Here is a 22,791-nt window from a genome sequence, read left to right as displayed (position 1 = left end):
TCATGGTGCGACGAGGACCGGGATGCGCAGCTCGGCCTCACTGATCGACCCGTGGAAGCCGGTCATCTTGAACTCGATGCCGAACTCCCGCGACGAGAACATCGCGAACTCGCCGAGCGCCGCGACGACGACGTCACCGATCCGCCCGCGCACGTCAGAGGTGATGGGACCGAACCAGTCCTCGATGCCGTCCTGCGTACGTACGAGAGCCCGGTCGCCGAGCTCGGCCTGCCAGCGCGCCGCGACGTCCGGTGCGGCGCCCGACCTCGTGTAGACGTGGCGGAACCGCGCCTCGCCGGCCAGCAAGGTGACGTCGTCGAGCAGTGTCGGCGACGCGTCGATGTCGAAGCGATCGGTCATCGGCAGGTCGATCATGCCGTGGTCGGCGGTGACCAGCAGCACCGTGTCGCGCGGCAGCTCCTCGCGCAGGTCGGCGAGCTCCGCGTCGATCGTCGTGAGCATCGTGCGCCACTCCTCCGACGTGCAGCCCTTGGCGTGGCCCGTGTGGTCGAGGCGCGACTCATAGGCGTACGTCATGGCGCGCGGCGCGGACTCGATGACCTCGAGGACGACGTCGAGCCGTTCCCAGATCGAGCTGATGCCGTGGAACGGCACGCCGCGCTGGCTGCACAAGGTCAGGCCGGAGTCGGCGAACTTGGCGTCGTTGACCGACGACGCCGCGATGCCGGCGTCCTGCATCTGCTCCAGGACCGTGCGGTGCGGCTGCCAGAGCAGCGGATCGACCGGCTGGTCCCACTTGAGCGAGTTGAGCCGCTGACCGCTGCCGGGCACGCGCGACGTGTAGCCGACCATGCCGTGGGTGCCGGCCTGCAACCCGGTGCCGAGCGACGTCAGACTCGTCGAGGTGGTCGACGGCACGCCGCAGATGACGTCGTCGACGTTGGTCAGCGAGCTGAGGAACGGTGCGGCATCGGCGTGCTCGCGCAACAGCTCGAGGCCCAGGCCGTCGACGAGGAACACCACGTAGCGCGCCGCCTCGGGCAGGCCCAGCGTGTTGGCGAAGCCGGGGGCGCCCATCGCGGCCGCCACCGAGGGCAGGACCTGGTCGATCGTCGCGCGACCACCGAGTCCGGCCAGCGTCATGTGGTGCGGCCGGCGGTCGCCGCCGACAGCGTACGCGCGAAGCCGAGCAGCCGCTGCACGGCCGAGCCGCCGTCGGCAGCCGCGGCGAGGCGCAACGAGAAGTCGTCGCCGGTCAGGCTGCCGGTGTAGCCGTGATCGGCCTCGCACTCCGGGTCCGCGCAGCGTGCGGGCTCCAGCTCGACGCGCGACACCGCACCCCAGCCGACGGTCAGGACCGCCTCTTCGAGCTCCTTGGACTTCGACGTCACCATGCGGGTCACGACGACGGAGCGGACCTGGCCGAGGGCCACCGCCTCGGAGGTCGTCGACGTGTAGGGCTTGGGCAGCAGGTCGTCGCCGGGGTGCTCGTCGGTGTGCACCAGCACGAGGCGGCTGGGGGTCAGCGCCAGCACCGTCATGTGGCGGCGGATCTCGTCGTGGTCGAAGGTCGGCTCGTGGTGCAGCACGTACGCCGCGACCGGCTCGTCGGCCAGCGCGTCCCGCAGGCCGTCAGCGACGATCTCGGGGTAGTAGCCGCTCGTGGAGACCTCGTCGAACAGGGACTTCGTGTCGTCAGTGGCCATCACGCCAGCGTATCTCCCATCGAGGCAGGTTGACTCAGGCGCCGGACGTACCACTCACCGCGACGATCCGCGGACGGTACGACCTTGGCGCGGGCGCTCAGGGCGGTGTAGCCCTTGCCGTGCACGAGCACGGGCTCGAGGTCGAGCTCGGCGATCTCCGGCAGGTCGTCCTTCATCGCCGCGAGGCGGACGATGATGTCCTGCAGCACGTCGACGTCGACCGCGTCGGAGCCGCGGTAGCCGTAGAGCAGGGGCGCGGAGCGCAGGTCGCGGATCATGCCCTCGGCGTCGAGGTCGGTGAGCGGCGGGATGCCGTAGGACCGGTCGCCGAGGAGCTCGCTGGGTGCGCCGGCCAGACCGAACGACACGAGGGGCCCGAAGAGCGGATCCTCGGTGACGCTGAACGACACCTGGATGCCGTCGGCGGCGGCACGTTGCACGAAGAACTTGGTGTCCTTGCGCATGCCCTTCCACGTCGTGAGGTCGTCCCACGCCTCACCCATCTCGTCGGGTCCGTGGATGTTGCGCCAGACGTGCGCGAGGTCGGGCCGGGTGCGGAGGTGCTCGCTGCCGGCCTTGAGGACGACGTCCCAGCCGAGCTTCTCCCCCGCCGCGATCGCCTCCTCGCGCGAGTGAACGTTGATCCAGGTCCAGAGGTCGATCCCGTAGCAGGCCAGCAGCGCGTGGACCTGGTCGGTGGAGAGGATCGCGCCCCGGGGCGCAGCCGCCAGCACCTGGCGTACGAGGGCCCGGGCGTCGCCCGTGCGATGGTCGAGCGCGATGTGGAACTCGCCGTGGTCCTTGGCCGCCCACTCGGCGTAGTTGACGACGCGTGCCAGGGCGCGGACGGCCGACTCCGGCGCAGCGTAGGACGGCACGGATCCGCGACCCGCTGAGCCGCCGAGGAGGTCGGGCACGCGGAGCAGCACCGGCACGCCCTCGCTGCCGAGGAACGTCGACACGATGGGCTTGTCGGACTGCTCGCCGACAGCTGCGAGCACGTTGGCGACCTCTTCACCGCTGGTGTTGAGCGGCGGGACGTAGACCGCGACGAGTGCGTCGATGTCGGGGCTCGCGATGGCGTGCTCGATCGCCGCCTCGAAGTCGTCGGCGTTGGCGTCGGCGCCCAGCGAGATCGGCTCGGCGACCAGCAGGCCGGCGGCCGACGCCGCATCGGCCACGATCAGCGCGACGGCGTCGGAGTTGCCGACGATCGAGATGCGGTTGCCGCGCGGCAGCGGCTGGTGCGCCAGCAGCTGGGCGACGTCGAACATCTCGTCCAGCGTGTCGACCTGGATGACACCGGCCTGCCGGAACATCGCGTCGACCGCCGACTGCGGCGCCGAGGTGCGCTTGACGGTGTGCCCGACCGGTACGCCCTGCGTCGAGCGGCCCGACTTCACCGCCACGATGGGCTTGGTGCGCGAGACGCGGCGCGCGATGCGGGAGAACTTGCGCGGGTTACCGATCGACTCCAGGTAGAGCAGGATGACCTCGGTCGAGTCGTCCTCCTGCCAGTACTGCAGCAGGTCGTTGCCCGACACGTCGGCGCGGTTGCCCGCGGACACGAACGTCGACAGTCCCAGGCCTCGGCGCGACACCGACTCGAGGATCGCGGTGCCGAGCGCACCGGACTGGCAGAAGAACCCGACGCGGCCCTGCGGCGGCATCGACGGCGACAGCGACGCGTTGAGCTGCAGGTCAGGGGCCGTGTTGATGAAGCCGAGGCAGTTGGGGCCGATGAGCCGCAGCCCGTACGACCGGCTGAGCCCGAGCAGCGTGCGCTGCCGCTGGCGGCCCTCGGGCCCCTCCTCGGCGAACCCGGCGGAGATCACGACGAGCCCGTGCACGCCCTTGGCGGCGCAGTCGAGGACGACGTCGTTGACCGACTCGGCCGGCACCGCGACGATCGCGATGTCGACCTCGCCCGGGATGTCCTGGACGGTCTTGTATGCGGGGAGCCCCGACACCGCCTCGGCCTGCGAGTTGACCGCGTAGACGCTGCCGCTGAAGTCGCCGAGCACGAGGTTGCGCACCATCGCCTGGCCGATCGAGTCCTGCCGGCGGCTGGCGCCGATGACCGCGATGCTGCGGGCCCGGAAGATCCGCTCGATCGACGCTGCCTCGGCGCGCTGCTCGCGGGCGCGCATCACCCCGACGGCCAGGTCGGTGGGCTCGATGCGCAGTGTCAGCCGGGTGACGCCGCCGTCGACCATGCCGTCGACCTGGTAGCCCATCTCCCGGAAGATCTGCTGCATCCGGGAGTTGGACGGCAGGACGTCGGCGACGAACGTACGGATGCCGCGCTCGCGACCGGCCTGCGCGAGGTGCTCCAGGAGCAGCTGTCCCACGCCGCGACCCTGATGGGCGTCCTCGACGAGGAACGCGACCTCGGCCTCGTCGTCGCTGATCGCGTCGTAGCGGCCGACGCCGATGATCGTGGCGTGCAACGTCACGACGAAAGCGACCCGGCGGTCGTTGTCGACCGTCGTGAACCGCGTGACATCCTTGTCGGAAAGCGTCGGATAGGGCGCGAAGAAGCGGAAGTACTTGGACTGCTCGGAGACTCGTGAATAGAACTCCACGAGCCGCTCGGCGTCGGCCTCCAGGATCGGCCTGAGCTGCGCCACCCGGCCGTCCTTGAGCAGGACATCGGCTTCCCAGTGCTCGACGGGCTGCACCTCACTGGTCACACCCCCAACCTATCGGGTGCCCCACGGCGTGGCGCGAGAAGTCCGTCGGTGAGAGCGGCGAAAATGGACAACTGAGCAGCGCACCACAGGAGAGTGAATGGCCCGCAGCAGCAAGCAAGCTCCCGAGGAGGACTTCGAGGAGCACATCGTCGACACCGATGTGAGCGACGAGATGCGATCGAGCTTCCTCGAGTACGCCTACTCGGTGATCTATGCGCGTGCGCTGCCCGATGCACGTGACGGCCTCAAGCCCGTGCAGCGGCGCATCCTCTACACGATGGACGACCTCAACCTGCGGTCCGACCGTGGACACGTCAAGAGCGCCCGCGTCGTCGGCGAGGTCATGGGTCGCCTCCACCCGCACGGCGACGGCGCGATCTACGACGCGCTGGTGCGCCTGATCCAGCCCTGGTCGCTGCGTCTCCCGCTCGCCGACGGGCACGGCAACTTCGGCTCGCAGGACGATCCGCCGGCGGCGATGCGCTACACCGAGGTCCGCATGGACGAGGCCGCCGAGGCGATGACGGCGTCGATCAACGAGGACACCGTCGACTTCAAGCCCAACTACGACGGCCGCGAGACCGAGCCGGTCGTGCTGCCGGCGGCGCTGCCCAACCTGCTCGTCAACGGTGCCAGCGGCATCGCGGTCGGCATGGCCACCAACATCGCGCCCCACAACCTGATCGAGGTCGTGCAGGCGCTGCGCCACCTCATCAAGCACCCGACTGCCGACCTCGACGACATCATGCGGTTCATCCCTGGGCCCGACCTGCCCACCGGCGGCAAGATCGTCGGCCTCGAGGGCATCCGCGACGCGTACGCCACCGGCAACGGCTCGTTCCGCATGCGCGCGTCGGCCCGCATCGAGAACGTGACGGCGCGGCGCAAGGGCATCGTCATCACCGAGCTGCCCTACAACGTCGGCCCAGAGAAGGTCATCGAGGCGATCAAGAAGCTCGTCGAGGCCAAGAAGCTCCAGGGCATCTCGGACATCAAGAACCTCACGGACCGGCACAAGGGCCTCAACCTCGTCATCGAGATCAAGAACGGCTTCATCCCCGAGACCATCCTCGAGCAGCTCTACAAGAGCACGCCGATGGAGAGCTCGTTCGGCATCAACGCCGTGGCGCTCGTCGACGGCCAGCCGCGCACCCTGGGCCTCAAGGAGATGCTCGAGGTCTACCTCGGGCACCGCATCGACGTCGTGCGCCGTCGCACCCAGTTCCGCCGGGGCAAGGCCGCGGACCGGCTGCACCTGCTCGACGGCCTGATGCTGGCCCTGGTCGACATCGACGAGGTCATCCAGCTGATCCGCGCGAGCGAGAACCGCGGCGAGGCCAAGGAACGCCTCATGACGGTGTTCGACCTCTCCGACATCCAGGCGACCTACATCCTCGACCTGACGCTGGGCCGGCTCACCAAGTACGACCGCATCGAGGTCGAGCGTGAGATCGCCGAGCTCCGCAAGATCATCGACGAGCTCGACGCGATCCTGGCCGACGAGCAGCTGCTCCGCACGGTCGTCGGCGACGAGCTCAACGACATGGCGCAGAAGTTCGGCACCCCGCGCCGCACCGTCCTGCTCGAGTCGTCCGGCCAGACCGCCACGGCCGCGTCACCGCTCGAAGTCGCCGACGACCCATGCTGGGCGCTGCTGTCCGCCACCGGACTGCTGGCCCGTACGTCCGACGACTCGCCGCTCGGCGACGTGGACCGACGGGTCAAGCACGACACGATCGTCTCGGCCGTACGCACGACGGCGCGCGGCGAGATCGGCGTCGTGATGGCCGACGGTCGCATCCAGCGCATCTCGGTGCTCGAGCTGCCCGCCCTGCCGCCGACCGCCCAGTCGCCCAACCTCCAGGGCGGCATGCCGCTGCGCGAGATCCCCGGCCTCGAGGGCACGGTGCTCGCCCTGACTGGTCTGGGTGACTCCGGCCCGGGCCTCGCCCTCGGCACCCGTGCCGGCGTCGTCAAGCGGGTCAAGCCCGAACAGCTGTCGCGCGACTCGTGGGACATCATCAGCCTCGACGAAGGCGATGTCGTCGTCGGCGCGGTCGAGCTGGCGACGGGCGACGAGGAGCTCGCGTTCGTCACGTCGGACGCCCAGCTGCTGCACTTCCCGGCCTCCCTCGTACGCCCGCAGGGGCGCGCCGGAGGCGGCGTCGCCGGCATCAAGCTGACTCCCGGCGCCCGTGTGGTCTCGTTCGGCGCCGTGCGCGACATCGAGTCCGCGAGCGTCGTCACGATCGCCGGCTCGGGCAACGCCCTGCCCGGCACCCAGAACGGTGCGGTCAAGGTCAGCCCCATGGCGATCTACCCGGCCAAGGGGCGCGCCACCGGCGGCGTCCGATGCCAACGGCTGCTCAAGGGCGAGGACGGCCTGCTGCTGGCCTGGGTCGGCGACGGCGCACCCATGGCCTGCGCCACGAGCGGGTCGCCCGTCGACCTGCCCGAGCCCACGGACCGTCGCGACGGGTCCGGCGTGCCCGCGGCGCAGCCGATCCTGGCCGTCTCCGGTCCGGCCGGTTCGCTCGCGATCTGAGCGCGGCAGCGTGCAAGACTGAGCCGTGCGCACCCGACACCTGATCCTCACGCTCGCTGCCTCGACCCTTGTGCTCGCCGGCTGCACCGGCTCCTCCGGTGGCGACGACGGCCCCAAGGGCGATCCGGCCAAGCTGCAGGCGCGGCTCACCGAGGCCAAGACCGCGCTCGACGAGGCCGAGACCGTCACGATCTCGCTCGCGACCGACAAGCTGCCGTCCGGCGTGACCGGGCTGCTCTCGGCCAAGGGCAAGGGCAACCACTCCCCCGCGTTCGAGGGCAAGGTCAAGGTCGTCACGGGCGGCGCAAGCATCGACGCCGACGTCATCGCGACCGGCGGCAAGGTCTGGGCCAAGACCGGGTTCTCGCCGTCGTACCTCACGCTCAACCCCGCATCGCTCAAGGCACCCGACCCGGCGGCGTTGCTCGCTCCTGACACCGGCATCTCGCAGATCCTCGCCAAGACCGAGAAGCTCTCCGAGGGCGACAAGTCCCGCGACGGCAAGGACGTCCTCACCACGATCACCGGCACGCTGCCGGGCAGCCTCGTCAAGGACATCATCCCGTCGGCGGCGCAGGACGAGTCGTTCGCCGTGACCTACCGCCTCGACGACGACAACGTCCTGCGCGACGCCAGCCTCAAGGGGCCGTTCTACCCCAACGGCGGCGACGTGACGTACACCGTCAAGCTGACCACGTCCGACACCGCCGTCACCATCGAGCCGCCGACCCCCGCCGGTCGATGACGTCGCGCGAGGCGACCAGCCCCGCCTCGAGAGTCCTCCTGGGGCTCGCGGCCGTCGCGATCTCGTTCGCCGCCGCGGACACGTACGTCGTGGTGCTCGCGCTGCCCGACATGATGACCTCGACCGGGCTCGACCTGGACGACCTGCAACGCGCGGCCCCCATCGTGTCCGGGTTCCTGCTGGGCTACGTCGGCGTGCTGCCGCTCATCGGTCGCATCTCGGACCTGCGGGGCCGGGTGCCCGTGCTGCTCGGATCGCTCGTCGTGTTCGCCGTCGGCTCGCTGGTCACCGCCGCGGCCTACAACCTCGAGAGCATCGTGCTGGGCCGCCTCATCCAGGGCATCGGCGGTGGCGGCCTCATCCCGCCGACGCTGGCGCTCGTCGCCGACCTCTGGCCTCCACAGCGTCGCGGCCTGCCCCTCGGCATCGTCGGCGCGGTGCAGGAGCTCGGCAGCGTGCTCGGACCGCTCTACGGCGCCGTGGTGCTCGCCTTCGGCGACTGGCGGCTCATCTTCTGGCTCAACTGCGCCATCGGGCTCGTGCTGGCCGCGGCGATGCTGCCTTCACGCACCTTGTCGGACGGCCACCGGGACGTCGCGACGGGCTCGACAGTCCCACGGCGTTTCGACCTGATCGGTGCCGGACTCGCGATCCTCACGCTCGTCGGCGTCATGGTCGTGATGCTCGAGCCCGACCGGCTGACCCAAGGCGTGACGAGCGGCCTGGCATTCCTGCCGGTCACCGGGGACTCCCGCTGGCTCACCCCGCTCGCACTGACCACCTACGGACTGTTCGCGCTGTTCCTCATCCGTCAGGCGACGGCCCGCAGACCGCTGGTCGGCTGGCGTGAATGGCCGGCTCTGGCCCGCGAGAGCGACGTCCTCGGCGCCCTGCTGCTCACGACCGGCCTGGGCGCCGTCATCCTCACGTTCGCGTCGGCTGAGCCCGAGAACGCGGCGGTCTCCGATCAGGCACCGTGGTTGATCCCGCTGGCCGTGCTGGCATTCGCCGGTTTCGCGCTTCGCCAACGCCGCGCGCCTCGGCCGTTGATCCCGCGTGGTGCCCTGTCGGCCACGCCGGCATGGGGCGCACTCGTCGTGTCGTTCTTCGTCGGCGCTGCCCTCATCGCGGCTCTCGTCGACATCCCGTTCTTCGCCCGGCTCACGGTCGACCGCGACTCCCAGCTCGACGCCGCACTGGTGCTCGTACGCTTCCTGGTCGCGCTCCCGATCGGCGCCGTGCTCGGCGGCTGGTTGCTTCGCAGGCTGTCCGCCTCGGTCCTGACGTGCGTCGCGATGCTGATGAGCGCGGCCGCGTTCTGGCACATGTCGACCTGGGATGCGCAGTCGCTCGACCATCCGGTCGAGACGCTGTCCCTGGTGCTCGGCGGGTTGGGCTTCGGGCTGGCCATCGCCCCCGTCAACGCCGTCCTGCTGGCTCACACGGCCGACGCCGTCCACGGGGTGGCCTCCGCGCTGCTCGTCGTCGCGCGCATGGTCGGCATGCTGCTCGGCATCTCGGCGCTCACGACGATCGGGCTGCGCGCCTTCTACCGCGCGTCCGACAAGATCCCGCCCGCCGCCGACCTCTGCCACGGCAAGGCGACGCTCTGCCAGGCCTACAAGGACGCCGTCCGTGATGCCGGCATCACCCAGCTGCACGCGGTGTTCATCGGGGCCGCGGTGTGCGCTCTCACAGCAGCGGTTCTCGCTCTGGTGGTGTTCCGTGACCGACCCGAAACAGCCACCCGATAATCTGTCGCCCATGCCTGACTTCGACGACCTCCTGGCCGCCAACCGCGACTACGCGGAGCACTTCAACCTCTCCGGCTTCGACGGCATCGCGCACGCCGGCGTGGCCATGGTGACCTGCATGGACTCCCGCATCGACCCGCTGCGCATGATCGGGCTCGAGCCCGGCGACGCCAAGATCCTGCGCAATCCCGGTGGCCGTGTCACGGACCAAGCGCTCGTCGCGCTGGTGCTGGGCGTCAACCTCCTGAAGGTCAAGCGCGTGCTCGTCGTCGAGCACACCCGCTGCGCCATGGCGTCGTCCACGGAGGACGAGCTCAAGGCGCGGGTCGGTGACGTCGCGGGCACCGATGCGTCATGGATGACCCTGGGGGCGATCGTCGACCAGGAGAACACCGTCCGCGCCGACGTGATGCGGATTCGCAGCCACCCGTTGATCTCCGACGACATCGCCGTCGGCGGATTCATCTACGACGTCGACACGGGCCTGCTCAACCCTGTGGCCTAGTCTCGTCGCATGAGCTCCGGGGGGAAGCACGACACGGCTGTGCCGCGGCGAGGGCGCGGCCGGCGGGTCCTGACGGTGCTGGGTGTCCTGGTGCTGGTCTGCGGCCTGGTGGTTGGTTACGCGCACTGGCACCTGCACCGTCTCGAGACAGCCGACGTCGCGTGGTCCACGCCGCTCGACTACGGCGGTGACGTCGTCGTCGCGGCTGGGCGTGTCTACACGTACGACGCACGCGGATTCCAGGTCACGCGACTGTCCGACGGCAGGAAGCTCGCCTCGGAAGGCGCCGGCGACGCGGCGATGTTCGTCGGTGACGACGGTCATTTCGCCGTCACCAACCAGTACCGGCTGACCTTCTACACCCCCGACGGCAAGAAGCTGTGGGACCGTCGGCTCGATCCGGCGTATCGCTACGCGAACGTCCCGGTGGCCATCGGCTCCGGCACCATCACCTACCGCTCCTGCGCGCAACGCGGACGCGACGACTCCTGCACGCTGCGCGCGGTGGACCAGGACGGGAAGAACATCTGGACGTCACCCACGACCAGGCTCCCATCCTTCCCGGTCCGGCATCACGAGGTCCTGCGGCAGGACGAGGCCGCCAGCTCGGTGCTCCAGACGATCCCGTCCGTGCCCATCACCGAGCGCCGGGGGCGGCTCGTCCAGCTCGACGACTCCGGCAAGCCGGCCGGCGAGTCGATCGCGGCCGAGCACGCGACAGCGGTGGGCGACCTGATGATCGAGAGCACGCGCTCCGGCACGACGTGCCACTATCGCGGCGTGCGCGGCGGCGAGGTCGCCTGGACCGGCGAGGCGGCCTGCCCCGGTACGGGCGAGATCCAGGACATCATCGCCTTCCGCAGCCGGATGTATGTCGGCTACGACCGTGATCCGGACAGCGTCATGAATCATCCTCAGCACATGGTCAGCGTCGACCTGAGGGACGGCGACACCCATGTGTTCGGCCGGGGCTGGAGTGCGTTGCTGGCACAGCCCGACGAGACCCGGATCGCCGCACCGGATGTCATCGTCGAACAGGGCCGCCGCACGCTGACCGGCCGCTCCCCCGCGACCGGCAAGAAGCTCTGGTCGCGATCGTTCGACGAGGACGAGCTCAGCTACCTCACCAGCGACGGCGAGGGGAGCCGATACTCCACGGTTCGAGCCTCCGCGGGCACCGTCTCGACCTACTCCCAGCGCGCCGGGCTGTGGCGCCGGCTCGCCGTGGGGACCCAGTCGCCCGAGAACGTGATGACACTGCTCGATCCGCGCACCGGTGAGACGACGGCCAGGCTCCTGTGGGACGATCCTGAGCTCGTCACGACCGCGACCGGCAAGGGCCCCCTCGTCGTCGCCGGAGATCAGCTGATCCTTCTCAAGGACGCCTCATGAGCGGCACCACGTCCCCTTGGTCGCGCCGACTGAGCGTCCTGGGTGGACTCGTCCTGGTCTGCGGGCTGATCGTCGGTTACGCGCACTGGCGCGTCCATCGCCTCCAGACTGCCGATGTCGCCTGGTCAACGCCGGTCGACTACAAGGGCACGACCGCGGTGGCGGGCGGGAACGCGTACATCTTCAACGACCTCGTCGGCTTCCAGGTCGTCCGGCTCTCCGATGGGAAGTCTCGCGTCAGCAAGCACGCCGGTGACGATGCCTCCCAGCTGTACGTCGGGCGCAGCGGGTGGTTCGCCATTCGCGGCGTGTACGGGCACCCCAAGATCACCTTCTACTCCCCGGACGGCAAAGAGCGGTGGGCGCGGATGCCGAAGAGCCCGGGCGAATTCGACATGGCTCCGGTCGCGATCGGCGACGGCACGATCCAGTTTGTGGAGTGCGCCAAGGCCAAGACCTGCCGTCTGGTGTCCGTCGATGGATCGGGCAAGGAGCTCTGGGCGTACGAGGGAGCGTCGGGACGCGCCTTCACCGCCGACAATCAGGAGAGCCTCGACGAGGAGGACATCTATCACCCCGACAGCCACCGTGTGTCCCGACTTCCATCTGTCCCGGTCGTCGGTGAGCATGGCCGCGTGACCGCACTCGATGGACAGGGACGTCCCCACGGTGAGTCGATCTCGGCAACGGAGGCGACCGTCGTCGGAGACACCCTGCTCGAGATCGCCCCCGGTCCCGGCTGCCGCTACCGGGCCGTGCGCGACGGCGTGGAGCTGTGGCGCAGCTCGATCCCGTGCTCGCCGAAGCAACGCGTATGGTCGGTTCTCGCGTACCCCGGCCGCGTCTACGTCACCTACGAAGGCGACCACCGTGACATGGTCGCCGTCGATCTCACCGACGGACACGCACAGCAGCTCGGCGACTCGATCAGCCCGTTCGACGGCAAGACACTTCGAGCCACCTACGCCGGACCGACCGCAGTGGTCCGCCAGCACAAGGGACGCGTCACCGGGATCGATCCGAGGACCGGCAAGAAGCTGTGGGAGCGCAGCTTCGACAAGCACTCCGACTACGCGGACCCCGACGCGGACGTCTACCCGGGCGTCACGGCGTTGAACGGTAGTGTCTCCGTGATCACCACGTACACCGGTTTCTGGCACTGGGCTTCATTCGGCCGCGACAAGCCGCTCAACCTCGTCACGATGCTCGATCCGCGCACCGGAAAGACCACAGCGCATCTCCTGCAGAGGTACCTCTACACCGCTGTCGGACTGGGGCCCGACAAGGGCACCCTGGTGATGGCCGACGACCGGCTCTTCCGCCTCGACAGATGAAGCCGCGGGCTCAGGCGTCGATGCGGTCGGCGTCGATCTCGTAGGCGCCCTGCACGATGAACTCCTTGCGGGGCGGGACCTCGTTGCCCATCAGCAGCTCGAAGACCGACGAGGCCTCCTCGCCGTCGTCGACCGTCAGGCGGCGCAGGGTCCGGTGTCGCGGGTCCATCGTGGTCTCGGCCAGCTGCGAGGCGTCCATCTCGCCGAGGCCCTTGTAGCGCTGCACCGGGTCCTTCCACTTGATGTTCTTGCGCTGCAGCTCGGCGAGCTTGCGCTGCAGCTCGGCGTCGGAATAGGTGTAGACGTACTTGTCCTGGCCCTTCTTGGGACTCGACAGCTCGATGCGGTGCAACGGCGGCACGGCCGTGAAGACACGGCCCGCGTCGACCAATTCACGCATGTAACGGAAGAACAGCGTCGCGAGCAGGCACCTGATGTGGGCACCGTCGGAATCTGCGTCGGCCATGAAGATGATGCGGCCGTAGCGGGCGGCGTCGACGTCGAACGTACGCCCGGACCCCGCGCCGACGACCTGGATGATCGACGAGCACTCGGCGTTCTTGAGCATGTCGCCGATGCTGGCCTTCTGGACGTTGAGGATCTTGCCGCGGATCGGCAGCAGCGCCTGGAACTCCGAGTCGCGTGCCGACTTGGCCGTGCCGAGGGCCGAGTCACCCTCGACGATGAACAGCTCGGACCGCTCGACGTCGTTGCTGCGGCAGTCGGCGAGCTTGGCCGGCAGCGCACTGGACTCCAGCGCGTTCTTGCGGCGTTGCGTGTCGCGCTGCTGACGGGCCGCCAGCCGCGTGCGGGACGCGTCGACGACCTTCTGCATCACGAGCCGCGCCTTGGCCTTCTCGGCGGTCTTGGTGGACGTCAGGAACTGCTTGAGCTCGCGGGACACGACCTGGTTGACGATCTTGGTCACCGCCGGCGTGCCGAGGACCTCCTTGGTCTGGCCCTCGAACTGCGGCTCCGCCAGGCGTACGGTGACGACCGCCGTCATGCCCTCGAGCACGTCGTCCTTGATGACGTCGGGGTCGCCGGACTTGAGCAGCCGCGTGGTCTTGAGGACGTCGTTGAACGTCTTGGTGATGCCGCGCTCGAAGCCGTTGAGGTGGGTGCCGCCCTTGGGCGTCGCGATGATGTTGACGAACGACTGGACCTGCGTGTCGTAGGCCGTGCCCCAGCGGACCGCGATGTCGACCCCGAGGGTGCGCTCGATGTCCTGCGGCGTCATGTGCCCCTTGCTGTCGAGCAGCGGCACGGTCTCGGTGAAGACGTCCTCACCCTGCAGCCGCAGCACGTCGGTGACCGGCTCGTCGGTCGCGAGGAAGTCACAGAATTCGGCGATGCCGCCGTCGTGACGGAACTTCTCCTCGTGCGGCTCGTCGCCGCGGTGGTCGCTGATGACGATCTCGAGGCCGGGCACCAGGAACGAGGTCTGCCGCGCACGGGTCACCAGCTCGTCGTAGGCGAACTTGGCACCCTTGATGAAGATCTGCGGATCGGCCCAGTAGCGCACGCGCGTGCCGGTCTTGGCCTTGGCGACCTTGCCGATCTTGCGCAGCTCGTTGGTGGGCGTGAAGTCGGCGTCGGGGCCGTCGCCGGCGAACACGCCCGGCTCACCGCGCCGGAACGACATGGCCCAGGTCGCGCCGTTCTTGTCGACCTCGACGTCGAGGCGTGAGGACAGGGCGTTGACCACGGAGGCGCCGACACCGTGCAGGCCGCCGGTGGCGACGTAGGACCCGCCGCCGAACTTCCCGCCCGCGTGCAGCTTGGTGTAGACGACCTCGACGCCGGTCAGCCCGGTCTTCTTCTCGATGTCGACCGGCACGCCACGGCCGTCGTCCTGCACCTCGACCGAGCCGTCGTCGTTGAGCGCCACACGGATGTGGCTGCCGAACCCGCCGAGCGCCTCGTCGACCGAGTTGTCGATGATCTCCCACAGGCAGTGCATGAGACCACGCGTGTCGGTGGAGCCGACATACATTCCGGGGCGCTTGCGGACGGCCTCCAACCCCTCGAGGACGAGGAGGTTGCGTGCGTCGTACGTGCTGTCGATTGTCGGTGCCTCTCAAGATCGTTCGTGTGCCTCAAGGATATCGACCCGGTGTGACCTGCCCCGCCATGACACGCGACCCACAGCGCGCCTGCGTCGATTTGTCCCGCTCGGGGAGTATGTATGTCGTAGGTCACGAACGACCACGAGGAATAGCGCCCCGTGATTGGATGTTGATCTGGTCATAACCGCCGATTGCTCAGAGAGAAGGTCACCGTGACAACACTGACAGCCCCCATGCTGAGCTCCCTCGACCGCTGCGACCGCTGCGGCGCTCAGGCATACGTACGCGTGACGCTCGGCGGTGGTGGAGAGCTGATGTTCTGCGCTCACCACGCACGGCAGCACGAGGACAAGCTCCGCGAGATGTCAGCCCACATCCACGACGAGAGCGAACGACTCGCGGCCACGCCGTCGACGTTCGCCGACGAGGACGCCTGACCACCTCGTCACCCAGACGCACACGAAGGGCCGGCCAGATCATCAGGCCGGCCCTTCGCGTTGTGCTCAGTACGGGAAGTTGTGGTACTCCCGCGACTTCAAGATCGCCTTGAAGTGCTCGAGGTACTCGTCGTAGATCCCCGCGTCGGTCGTCTCCGTCGTCACCTCGTCGCTCGCAATCAGGTTGGAGCCAGTCAACGCTGCCGATCCCGCTTGGACCAGCTTGGTGCGCGATCCCGCAGCGGGCCAGGCGCCACCTGAGGGCAGCTGCTCCTCCGGGTTGAGCTTGTTGGGCTTGAGGATCGCGTCGACGAGGATCGTCTTGTCGTGGGGCTTGGCCCACGCCGCCTCGATGCGTCGGTTGGCGGTCTTGAGCACGTCGAGGATCGGCCGGCAGATGCGGATGTACTGCTGGCAGTGGGCGATGCGGTTGACCTTGAGGTCGTCCTCGAAGTAGACGCCCGAGATCTTGCAGCCGCCATCAGCCAGCTCGACGAGCTTGTTGGCCACCGCGATGCGGCGGTACTTGAACCGGTTCTGCTGCAACCGGATGCGGCACTGGTCGTCCGGCACCACGCGGTTGAGCAGGTTGAGGACGGGATCCTTGCCGTTGGTCGGCGTCGCGAAGATGGGCGTGGCGTAGATCGTCACGTTGGCGAGGTTGGAGTAGAACATGCCGTACTGCGCGAAGCTCTCGGTGTAGCCGTCGGCTCCGCCGTAGTAGCCGTACTTGGTGTAGTGGTCCCGTACGTACTGCAGGTAGCTGCTGCCGACGTTGCGCTCGGCCCACATGTCGGCCCACATCTGCCGCAGCTCGAGGTAGAGCTTCTTGTCGTTGTAGACCGTCAGGCCGTTGTTGTAGGTGCGCTCACCGCTGGGTCCGCCGAGGTTGGCCGAGCCGGTCCAGAGAACGCCCACCGCGCTCTTCTTGTCGCGAGTGAACGTGTTGCCGATCAGCAGGATCTTGCTGTGCATGATCGCCGCGCTCTGGCTGGACAGGCAGGCCAGGCTCTTGCCCTTGGAGCAGATCTTGAAGTGCCCGTGCTTGAGCTCGCCCATCCGCTTCTGCAGGTAGCGCGACTCCTTGGACTGCGAGGCCTTGCCATGGATGACGTAGACCTCGACGCCCGCCTGCGCGGCCTTGATGAGCTCACGGCCCACGCGGTGCGAGTTCTCCATGCGGGAGATCGACAAGCGGATCGAGTTGGCGGCCTTCGACGCGGACGAGCGCGGCTCCCCGGTGCGCGGATCGCGGTAGGTGCCGCGGATCAGGCGCTCGAGGTCGTCGAGCAGCGAGAAGTCGCTGTTGGAGGCACTGGAGATCGACTTGTAGGGACGCGAGAAGTTGCTCTCGAGCGTGACCGGGTAGGTCCCACCGTAGGGACTGCCAGCGGCCTGGATCGTGGCCTTGGGCAGCGAACCTGACGAGGTGTCCGACGGGGTGTCGTCGGCAGGCGCCGTCGTGTCCGTCGGAGTCGGCGTGGGGGTCGCGGTCGTGGTGTCGCCCGTCGTGGCCGGCTGGTCGGCGCCAGAGGCTGCCGTTCCGAACCCGAGGATCAAGGTCGCGAAGAGCGTGCCAACGCCCAAGACGCGGATGCCGCGCGTGGATCGGCTCATTTTTTGCACAGGTTTGCTCTCCGAGACACTCGTCGTGGACGTGACAGGTCGAGACAGTCTAACGCAGACCCGACCCGCCCGAGGCCGCACGGCGTGGCGGGTGTCGACTCCCGTTTCCGGTACGGCAGGGACCCCGCCCCCGACGGGACGGGGCCTGCCGTACGTGGTGTCAGTTGCGCGCCAGCCAGCTCGTGTACTGCGGCGCGCCGAAGTACTTCGAGTTGATCGGGTCGGAGTAGGTGTTGCCGTCGGCCTCTGCAGCCGTCGCGACCTTCTGCAGCGACTTCACCGAGTTGATGTTCACAGGGAGGTCGTAGTACTGCGTGGTGCCGCCGGCGCGGAGGTACTTCGGGAGGTCGAGGCAGGCCCGCGGGATGTAGACCTGGAGGTATCCGTTGCTTCCCGTCTTGGTCGACCCCGTGATCTTGCCGGTGGTCGACTCGGTCGAGCACTCGGTGTCGCCGGCAGCCGGCGCGACGGCGCTCGACGGCGTGACCACGCCCGCCGGCACGGTCGCGGCGTACAGGCCGCCTTCGCCGTCCGACGCAGCGATGAGCTGGTAGTCGTCCGCGGTCCCACCGTTGATCTTGATCAATGTCGAGCTGAAGGTTCCCTCGCCGAGCTTGTTCATGTTGATCCGTACCGAGACGAAGTCCTTGCCGTGGTTGACCGTGAGGCTCTTGGCGTCGACATAGCTCGCCACCAGCCGCTGGTGATAGGTGCCCTCGGAGGCAAGGAAGGTCGAGCTGTCGTCGAAGTTCCCGACGAGGACGTCGTACCGCTTGTCGTTGACGGTGCCGGAGTCAGCCATCGCGGTCGATGCCGAGCCGAGCAGCACAGCCGTGGTCACTGCACCGATGGCGAGGAGACGGGAGGTGGCGCGCATGAGGTGTTCCTTTCGAGCCGGGAGTGTGCGCATCCCGAGCGTCGGGGCGCTCCTCGGACGTTAATCCGCCGCGAGGCAGCCTGTCAGCAAAATCGCTGGATCGGCTGCGGGACGCCCTCGGATGCGCCACATCACGCCGGAGAGACATGCTCTCAAGAATTCGGCCCAAAGCCGAGCGGGGATCCAGGACCCGGGTTAGCGTGAGAACGCCTCGTCCGAGGCACACTCCCATCTCGGAAGGAACTCCGATGCGTCCCACCATCCGCGTGGCCTTGGTCGCCGCGGCCGCTTCAGCGGTCCTGGTCGGCTCCGCCGCGACCGCCATGGCCGACTCGGCCAACGTCGACGACAAGCGTTACGACGTCCTGATCACCGACAGTCCCGACTCCCCCACCACGCTCGCGTCCAAGGGCACGTACGCGCAGCGCCTCGCGTCCGGCAACATCGACGTGAACAACTTGGCGGTCAACCACGGCAAGGACTTCGTCTCGATCCGCATCAACCTGCACCGGCTCGCGGTGGGCTCCTCGGTGGGTGGCAACATCCGGGTCAACGGCGGCCTCGACGACGACTTCCAGTTCTTCGCGGCCCCCGGGCTCGAGGGCGAGGTTGTCGGGGCCGTGTTCCCGGCCGGCGAAATCCTGCCTCTCGATGCAGAGGGTTGCTACACGGAATCCAGCACCAACCGCCTCCGGGGCTCGAGCAAGACCGGCGTCGACGGGTTCCTGCAGCTCTACATCCCCCGTGCGTGCCTCGACAACCCCTCGTACGTGCGACTGAGCGCCGCCTCGTTCTACTACGACGGCAGCCCGGTGATCACCTCGATGTCGAAGCTGGCCAAGGCGCAGGCGCGCATCGCCGCCGAGCCGACCGACAGCTTCTACCTCGATCCGGTCAACCCGACCTACTACGGTGCCGGCACGCGGGACCTCCTGCGGGTCGGACAGCTGACCCCCTGGCTCGCCCACAACTGACGACGACGTGAGACGCCCCCTCTCCCAGCCGGGAGAGGGGGCGTTCGCGATCTCGGGGACGCTCAGTCGAGGTAGTCGCGCAGGACCTGCGAGCGCGACGGGTGCCGCAGCTTGCTCATGGTCTTGGACTCGATCTGACGGATGCGCTCGCGCGTGACGCCGTAGACCTTGCCGATCTCGTCGAGCGTCTTGGGCTGGCCGTCGGTCAGGCCGAACCGCATCGAGACGACGCCGGACTCGCGCTCGGAGAGTGTGTCGAGGACGGCGTGCAGCTGCTCCTGCAGGAGCGTGAACGACACGGCGTCGGCCGGGACGATCGCCTCGGAGTCCTCGATCAGGTCACCGAACTCCGAGTCGCCGTCCTCGCCCAGGGGCGTGTGGAGGCTGATCGGCTCGCGGCCGTACTTCTGGACCTCGACGACCTTCTCGGGCGTCATGTCGAGCTCGATCGCGAGCTCTTCGGGGGTGGGCTCGCGGCCGAGGTCCTGCAGCATCTGCCGCTGGACACGTGCGAGCTTGTTGATGACCTCGACCATGTGGACCGGGATGCGGATCGTGCGGGCCTGGTCGGCCATCGCGCGGGTGATCGCCTGGCGGATCCACCACGTCGCGTAGGTCGAGAACTTGAAGCCCTTGGTGTAGTCGAACTTCTCGACCGCGCGGATCAGGCCGAGGTTGCCCTCCTGGATCAGGTCGAGGAACAGCATGCCGCGACCCGTGTAGCGCTTGGCCAGCGACACGACGAGACGCAGGTTGGCCTCGAGCAGGTGGTTCTTGGCACGGCGGCCGTCGATCGTGATCCACTCGAGCTCTTCGAGCATCTTGGCCGAGATGCGCCCGCCCTTGGCGAGCTTCTCCTCGGCGAACAGGCCGGCCTCGATGCGCTTGGCGAGCTCGACCTCCTGGCCGGCGGTCAGCAGCGAGACCTTGCCGATCTGCTTGAGGTAGTCCTTGACCGGGTCCGCGGTGGCGCCGGCGACCATGACCTGCTGGACCGGCTCGTCGCTCTCGTCGGCCGCCGAGATCGTGAAGGACGACTGCTCGTCCTCCTTGAGCGTCGGGTCCGTCGCGAGGTCCTTCTCGAACTCCTCGTCGGGAATGTCCGGAAGGATCTTCTTGCCCTGCGCGTCGACCATCACGGTGCCGTCGCCAACGGGCGGCACCTCGAGGGCATCGGCCAGGTCGATGCCCGCGGGAATCTTCGACTCCTCGTCCTGAGGCTCGACGCCCTTCTTGGGAGCTGCCTTCTTGGCGGGGGCCTTCTTGGCCGGAGCCTTCTTCGCAGCGGTCTTCTTGGCGGTGGTGCTGGATGCGGTCTTGGTCACTGTCGCTTCTGTCTTGGCCGGGGAACGGGACGGTGTCGTGGCCTTCTTGGCCGGGGTCGTGGTGGCGGCCTTCTTGGCTGCCGTCTTGCGTGGTGCGGTCGTGCTGGGTGCCTTCTTGGCCGGGGCCTTGCGGGCGTCGTCCACAGCCTCTTGCTTGGCCCCACCGAGAAGCTTCTTGACGGCTCGGATCGGCGATCCTGCTGCGGGATTCACCGGCACGTCAACCTCACAAGCGGTAGATGGGCGCAACAATGAGGCCTGTGGTCAACCTCTGACTCCAGTGTGCCACGACCAGCCAACCCCTGACATCTCAGGGTCCTCTCAGGACCGTGTCGGCCACGTGTGAACCGGGTCACCCTGGTGCATGTGCTCCTCGTAGGCACGCGTCGTCGCCCGCATCGCGGCCGCGCGATCGCTCGACGACGCGACGTGATGACTGAACTCGTCGATCAGCCACGTGGCGCCGTTGCGGCCGGTGATGCAGCGCTGCTCGATGATCCCCAGCAGGCGGTCGCGCACCGAGGCGTCGACGTCCATCTCCTCGAGGCCGGCATGGGCCAGCGGCAGCAGCTGACGCAGGACGAGCTCGCGCGCCGACACCGTGCCGACCGCCGGCCAATAGATGTCGGTGTCGATGCCGGCCCTGGCGGCCTGGTGGAAGTTGTCCTCGGCGGCGCGGAACGACAGCTGCGACCAGACGGGCCGGTCGCTCGTGCCCAGGACCTTGACGAGCCCGTAGAAGAGCGCGGCGTTGGCCATCGTGTCGACCACGGTGGGGCCCGCCGGGAGGAGGCGGTTCTCGATGCGGAGGTGTGGCCTGCCGTCCGCGACGTCGTAGATCGGCCGGTTCCAGCGGTAGATCGTGCCGTTGTGCAGGCGCAGCTCGGGCAGGTTGGGCACTCGCCCGGCCTCGAGCTCGGCCAGCGGGTCCTCGTCGTCGACGATCGGGAGCAGGGCCGGGAAGTACCTGACGTTCTCCTCGAACAGGTCGAAGACCGACGTGATCCACCGCTCGCCGAAGAACACCCGCGGACGTACGCCCTGGGCCTTGAGCTCCTCGCTGCGGGTGTCGGTGGCCTGCTCGAACAGCGCGATGCGGGTCTCGTGCCACAGCTGCTGACCGAGCAGGAACGGTGAGTTGGCGCCGACCGCCACCTGCACGGCGGCGATCGCCTGCGCGGCGTTCCACATCGGCGCGAACTCGTCGGGCTCGACCTGGAGGTGCAGCTGGGTGCTGGTGCATGCTGCCTCGGGAATGATCGTGTCAGCCGTGGTGTCGAGGCGGTCGACGCCGTCGATCACGATCTCGATGTCCTCGCCCCTGGCGTTGAGGATCTGCTCGGACAACAGGTGATAGCGCGGATTGGCCGAGATGACGTCCCGGCTGAAGTGGCCCTCCTGCAACGTCGGGAGGATGCCGATCATCAAGAGGTGCGCGCCGACCTCCGAGGCCTTGGCCTGCGCGACGTTGAGGTCGTCGCGCAGCGTCGCCTGGAGCACGTCGAGGCCCGTGCCCTCGATGCGCGCCGGAGGCACGTTGATCTCGATGTTGAACAGGCCGAGCTCGGTCTGGAAGTCCTCGTCGGCGATCGCGTCGAGCGCCTCGGCGTTCTTGAGCGCCGGATCGCCCTGGTCGTCGACCAGGTTGAACTCGATCTCGATGCCGACATGGGTGTGCTCGAACGAGAGGTCGTGCTCGCTGAGCATGCGGGCGAAGACATCGAGACACCGGCGCACCTTCGCGCGGTAGCGCGTGCGGTCCTCGCGGCTGAACTCACGTGCGTCCACGTCCTGTCCCATGACGACAGCCTAGGGCGACACAGGCTTGGCGGCTTGGAGAGCGAACCAGTGAGCCGGGGAGACACCACCCTCCAGCATCTGGAGGATGAGCCTCGCCATGGAGTACGACGGGTCGGCGTCGAGGGCGCGCTCGACCGCGATGAGGGACTGTGCGCCGTCGCCGGTGAGCCAGGCAGCGAAGGCGGTCAGGCTCAGGACCGCCGACTCGAAGGGTGGCACGACGCTGCGCGAGACGAGGGACAGGAACGCGAGCATGGCATCGGCGGTCTCCGCCGTGATCTGGCCCCACACCTCGTCCCGGACCACGATGCTGGACATCCATGTCGAGAACCGGGCGATGTCCTCGTCGGTGAGCCGCTCCCCAGCCAGTCCTCGATCGAGGATCGGCTGGACCTGCTGCATGCCTGCAGCGGCGAGCTGGCTGTCAGGCGTGCGGGCGACGAGCGAGACGACGTCACGGAGGACCTCGTCGGCCGCACGCTCCATCCAGGTCCGGCGCGGCCCCTGCACCGCGGCGAAGCGATCGACCAACGCCTGGCGGTCAGGCAGGATCTGCTGCCCTGCAGCGATCGCCTGGACCACCGCGAGGTGGTGGTCGGAGGTCTCGTAGGCGATGCCTTCGGCCGGGAAGCCCGGCTCGTCCGACCAGTAGCGCTCGCCGTCGGCACGAGCCGCGACGATCACGGCGATCGGCGGCAGCCGCCGCTCGATCGCGGCGAGCAGGTCGCGGGCCGTCTCCTGTTGCTGTGTCACGGCGAGAAGGATGGCGCCCTCGGCGCCGTGGTTGGCGAGATGACCGACCACGATCCCGGCCAGGTCGTCGACGCTCTCGGGTGCCGGGATGTCGACGCGCAGGCGGAACCCGAAACGGCGTCTCGGCCCGCGCGTCGCCACAGCCACCAAGGACTCCTGCGGCCGGAAGCCGAACAGCGTCGGCAACGTGTTGAGCAGGTCGGGGATGTCGTGGGCCGTGTAGACCGAGGGCGTCTGCGTCATGCCACCACGCTCCCGGCGGGCGGCATGCCCGAGCCACACGTATGAAGGCCCC

General features: G+C 68.5%; 17 protein-coding genes. 8 read left to right on the top strand and 9 right to left on the bottom strand.

Annotated elements, in window-relative coordinates:
- The 3 genes from ASE12_RS01390 to ASE12_RS01380 are packed head-to-tail and all read right to left on the bottom strand — an operon-like array spanning position 1 to position 4,360.
- Positions 1-1,104 (bottom strand): alkaline phosphatase family protein, encoded by a 1,104-nt coding sequence (locus ASE12_RS01390; protein ID WP_056395984.1) that lies wholly within the window; start codon positions 1,102-1,104, stop codon positions 1-3.
- Positions 1,101-1,667 carry a DUF5998 family protein gene (locus ASE12_RS01385; protein ID WP_056395982.1) on the bottom strand — a complete coding sequence of 189 codons (567 nt, stop codon included), beginning with the start codon at positions 1,665-1,667 and terminating at the stop codon, positions 1,101-1,103. Before ASE12_RS01385 ends, ASE12_RS01390 begins: the two co-directional genes overlap by 4 nt.
- On the bottom strand, positions 1,667-4,360 hold the full coding sequence (locus ASE12_RS01380; protein WP_056395979.1) for a bifunctional GNAT family N-acetyltransferase/acetate--CoA ligase family protein: 2,694 nt from the start codon (positions 4,358-4,360) through the stop codon (positions 1,667-1,669). Before ASE12_RS01380 ends, ASE12_RS01385 begins: the two co-directional genes overlap by 1 nt.
- Positions 4,361-4,457: 97 nt before the next feature.
- Between ASE12_RS01380 and ASE12_RS01375 the strand changes: the two genes are divergently transcribed.
- From ASE12_RS01375 to ASE12_RS01350, 6 genes are read left to right on the top strand one after another with little or no spacing between them, the layout of a single operon-like run.
- Positions 4,458-6,905, top strand: coding sequence for a DNA topoisomerase (ATP-hydrolyzing) subunit A (locus tag ASE12_RS01375; protein WP_056395976.1), 2,448 nt, complete (start codon positions 4,458-4,460; stop codon positions 6,903-6,905).
- Positions 6,906-6,930: 25 nt separating this feature from the next.
- On the top strand, positions 6,931-7,650 hold the full coding sequence (locus tag ASE12_RS01370; protein ID WP_056395974.1) for an LppX_LprAFG lipoprotein: 720 nt from the start codon (positions 6,931-6,933) through the stop codon (positions 7,648-7,650).
- Positions 7,647-9,404, top strand: coding sequence for an MFS transporter (locus ASE12_RS01365; RefSeq protein WP_056395971.1), 1,758 nt, complete (start codon positions 7,647-7,649; stop codon positions 9,402-9,404). Before ASE12_RS01370 ends, ASE12_RS01365 begins: the two co-directional genes overlap by 4 nt.
- Before the next feature lie 10 nt (positions 9,405-9,414).
- The gene (locus ASE12_RS01360; protein WP_056395970.1) at positions 9,415-9,909 is read left to right on the top strand and encodes a carbonic anhydrase; all 495 of its coding nucleotides are present in this window, start codon (positions 9,415-9,417) and stop codon (positions 9,907-9,909) included.
- A 9-nt stretch (positions 9,910-9,918) separates the two neighbouring features.
- Positions 9,919-11,301 (top strand): PQQ-binding-like beta-propeller repeat protein, encoded by a 1,383-nt coding sequence (locus ASE12_RS01355; RefSeq protein WP_157412772.1) that lies wholly within the window; start codon positions 9,919-9,921, stop codon positions 11,299-11,301.
- Positions 11,298-12,635, top strand: coding sequence for a PQQ-binding-like beta-propeller repeat protein (locus ASE12_RS01350; RefSeq protein ID WP_056395965.1), 1,338 nt, complete (start codon positions 11,298-11,300; stop codon positions 12,633-12,635). The genes ASE12_RS01355 and ASE12_RS01350 overlap by 4 nt, the downstream gene beginning before the upstream one ends.
- Positions 12,636-12,645: 10 nt before the next feature.
- On the opposite strand, the gene ASE12_RS01345 is transcribed toward ASE12_RS01350, so the two are convergent.
- A complete protein-coding gene (locus ASE12_RS01345) occupies positions 12,646-14,703 on the bottom strand; it encodes a type IIA DNA topoisomerase subunit B (protein WP_056395960.1) in 2,058 nt (685 codons plus the stop codon).
- Positions 14,704-14,937: 234 nt separating this feature from the next.
- On the opposite strand from ASE12_RS01345, the gene ASE12_RS01340 reads away from it, so the two are divergent.
- The gene (locus ASE12_RS01340; RefSeq protein ID WP_056395955.1) at positions 14,938-15,141 is read left to right on the top strand and encodes a hypothetical protein; all 204 of its coding nucleotides are present in this window, start codon (positions 14,938-14,940) and stop codon (positions 15,139-15,141) included.
- Between the two features lie 66 nt (positions 15,142-15,207).
- Here the strand turns inward: ASE12_RS01340 and ASE12_RS01335 are convergent, their stop codons facing one another.
- A complete protein-coding gene (locus ASE12_RS01335) occupies positions 15,208-16,758 on the bottom strand; it encodes a phospholipase D-like domain-containing protein (protein ID WP_056395953.1) in 1,551 nt (516 codons plus the stop codon).
- A 169-nt stretch (positions 16,759-16,927) separates the two neighbouring features.
- Positions 16,928-17,644, bottom strand: coding sequence for a hypothetical protein (locus tag ASE12_RS01330; RefSeq protein ID WP_056395949.1), 717 nt, complete (start codon positions 17,642-17,644; stop codon positions 16,928-16,930).
- Positions 17,645-17,892: 248 nt separating this feature from the next.
- Here ASE12_RS01330 and ASE12_RS01325 point away from each other — a divergent pair, with 248 nt between their 5' ends.
- A complete protein-coding gene (locus ASE12_RS01325) occupies positions 17,893-18,618 on the top strand; it encodes a hypothetical protein (protein WP_056395946.1) in 726 nt (241 codons plus the stop codon).
- A gap of 62 nt (positions 18,619-18,680) precedes the next feature.
- Here ASE12_RS01325 and ASE12_RS01320 read toward each other — a convergent pair whose 3' ends face one another.
- The 3 genes from ASE12_RS01320 to ASE12_RS01310 form a co-directional block, all read right to left on the bottom strand.
- The gene (locus tag ASE12_RS01320; RefSeq protein WP_369797157.1) at positions 18,681-20,156 is read right to left on the bottom strand and encodes an RNA polymerase sigma factor; all 1,476 of its coding nucleotides are present in this window, start codon (positions 20,154-20,156) and stop codon (positions 18,681-18,683) included.
- 108 nt (positions 20,157-20,264) lie between these two features.
- Entirely contained in the window at positions 20,265-21,743 is a 1,479-nt protein-coding gene (locus ASE12_RS01315; protein WP_056395941.1) for a glutamate-cysteine ligase family protein, read from the bottom strand.
- Positions 21,744-21,752: 9 nt separating this feature from the next.
- The gene (locus ASE12_RS01310) at positions 21,753-22,739 is read right to left on the bottom strand and encodes a DUF4192 domain-containing protein (protein ID WP_056395938.1); all 987 of its coding nucleotides are present in this window, start codon (positions 22,737-22,739) and stop codon (positions 21,753-21,755) included.
- Positions 22,740-22,791 lie beyond the last annotated feature (52 nt).

It is taken from the genome of Aeromicrobium sp. Root236 (assembly GCF_001428805.1).
Classification (GTDB): Bacteria; Actinomycetota; Actinomycetes; order Propionibacteriales; family Nocardioidaceae; genus Aeromicrobium.
Note: the sequence above shows the minus strand (reverse complement) of the source record. Positions and strands in the feature narration are given on the sequence as shown.

What these genes read in the sequence shown, in the direction of transcription:
- ASE12_RS01355 (WP_157412772.1), top strand. Translation starts at nt 9,919, where the DNA reads ATGAGCTCCGGGGGGAAGCACGACACGGCTGTGCCGCGGCGAGGGCGC.
- ASE12_RS01365 (WP_056395971.1), top strand. Translation starts at nt 7,647, where the DNA reads ATGACGTCGCGCGAGGCGACCAGCCCCGCCTCGAGAGTCCTCCTGGGG.
- ASE12_RS01375 (WP_056395976.1), top strand. Translation starts at nt 4,458, where the DNA reads ATGGCCCGCAGCAGCAAGCAAGCTCCCGAGGAGGACTTCGAGGAGCAC.
- ASE12_RS01360 (WP_056395970.1), top strand. Translation starts at nt 9,415, where the DNA reads ATGCCTGACTTCGACGACCTCCTGGCCGCCAACCGCGACTACGCGGAG.
- ASE12_RS01385 (WP_056395982.1), bottom strand. Translation starts at nt 1,667, where the DNA reads ATGGCCACTGACGACACGAAGTCCCTGTTCGACGAGGTCTCCACGAGC.
- ASE12_RS01330 (WP_056395949.1), bottom strand. Translation starts at nt 17,644, where the DNA reads ATGCGCGCCACCTCCCGTCTCCTCGCCATCGGTGCAGTGACCACGGCT.
- ASE12_RS01390 (WP_056395984.1), bottom strand. Translation starts at nt 1,104, where the DNA reads ATGACGCTGGCCGGACTCGGTGGTCGCGCGACGATCGACCAGGTCCTG.
- ASE12_RS01350 (WP_056395965.1), top strand. Translation starts at nt 11,298, where the DNA reads ATGAGCGGCACCACGTCCCCTTGGTCGCGCCGACTGAGCGTCCTGGGT.
- ASE12_RS01315 (WP_056395941.1), bottom strand. Translation starts at nt 21,743, where the DNA reads ATGGGACAGGACGTGGACGCACGTGAGTTCAGCCGCGAGGACCGCACG.
- ASE12_RS01340 (WP_056395955.1), top strand. Translation starts at nt 14,938, where the DNA reads ATGCTGAGCTCCCTCGACCGCTGCGACCGCTGCGGCGCTCAGGCATAC.
- ASE12_RS01335 (WP_056395953.1), bottom strand. Translation starts at nt 16,758, where the DNA reads ATGAGCCGATCCACGCGCGGCATCCGCGTCTTGGGCGTTGGCACGCTC.
- ASE12_RS01325 (WP_056395946.1), top strand. Translation starts at nt 17,893, where the DNA reads ATGCGTCCCACCATCCGCGTGGCCTTGGTCGCCGCGGCCGCTTCAGCG.
- ASE12_RS01310 (WP_056395938.1), bottom strand. Translation starts at nt 22,739, where the DNA reads ATGACGCAGACGCCCTCGGTCTACACGGCCCACGACATCCCCGACCTG.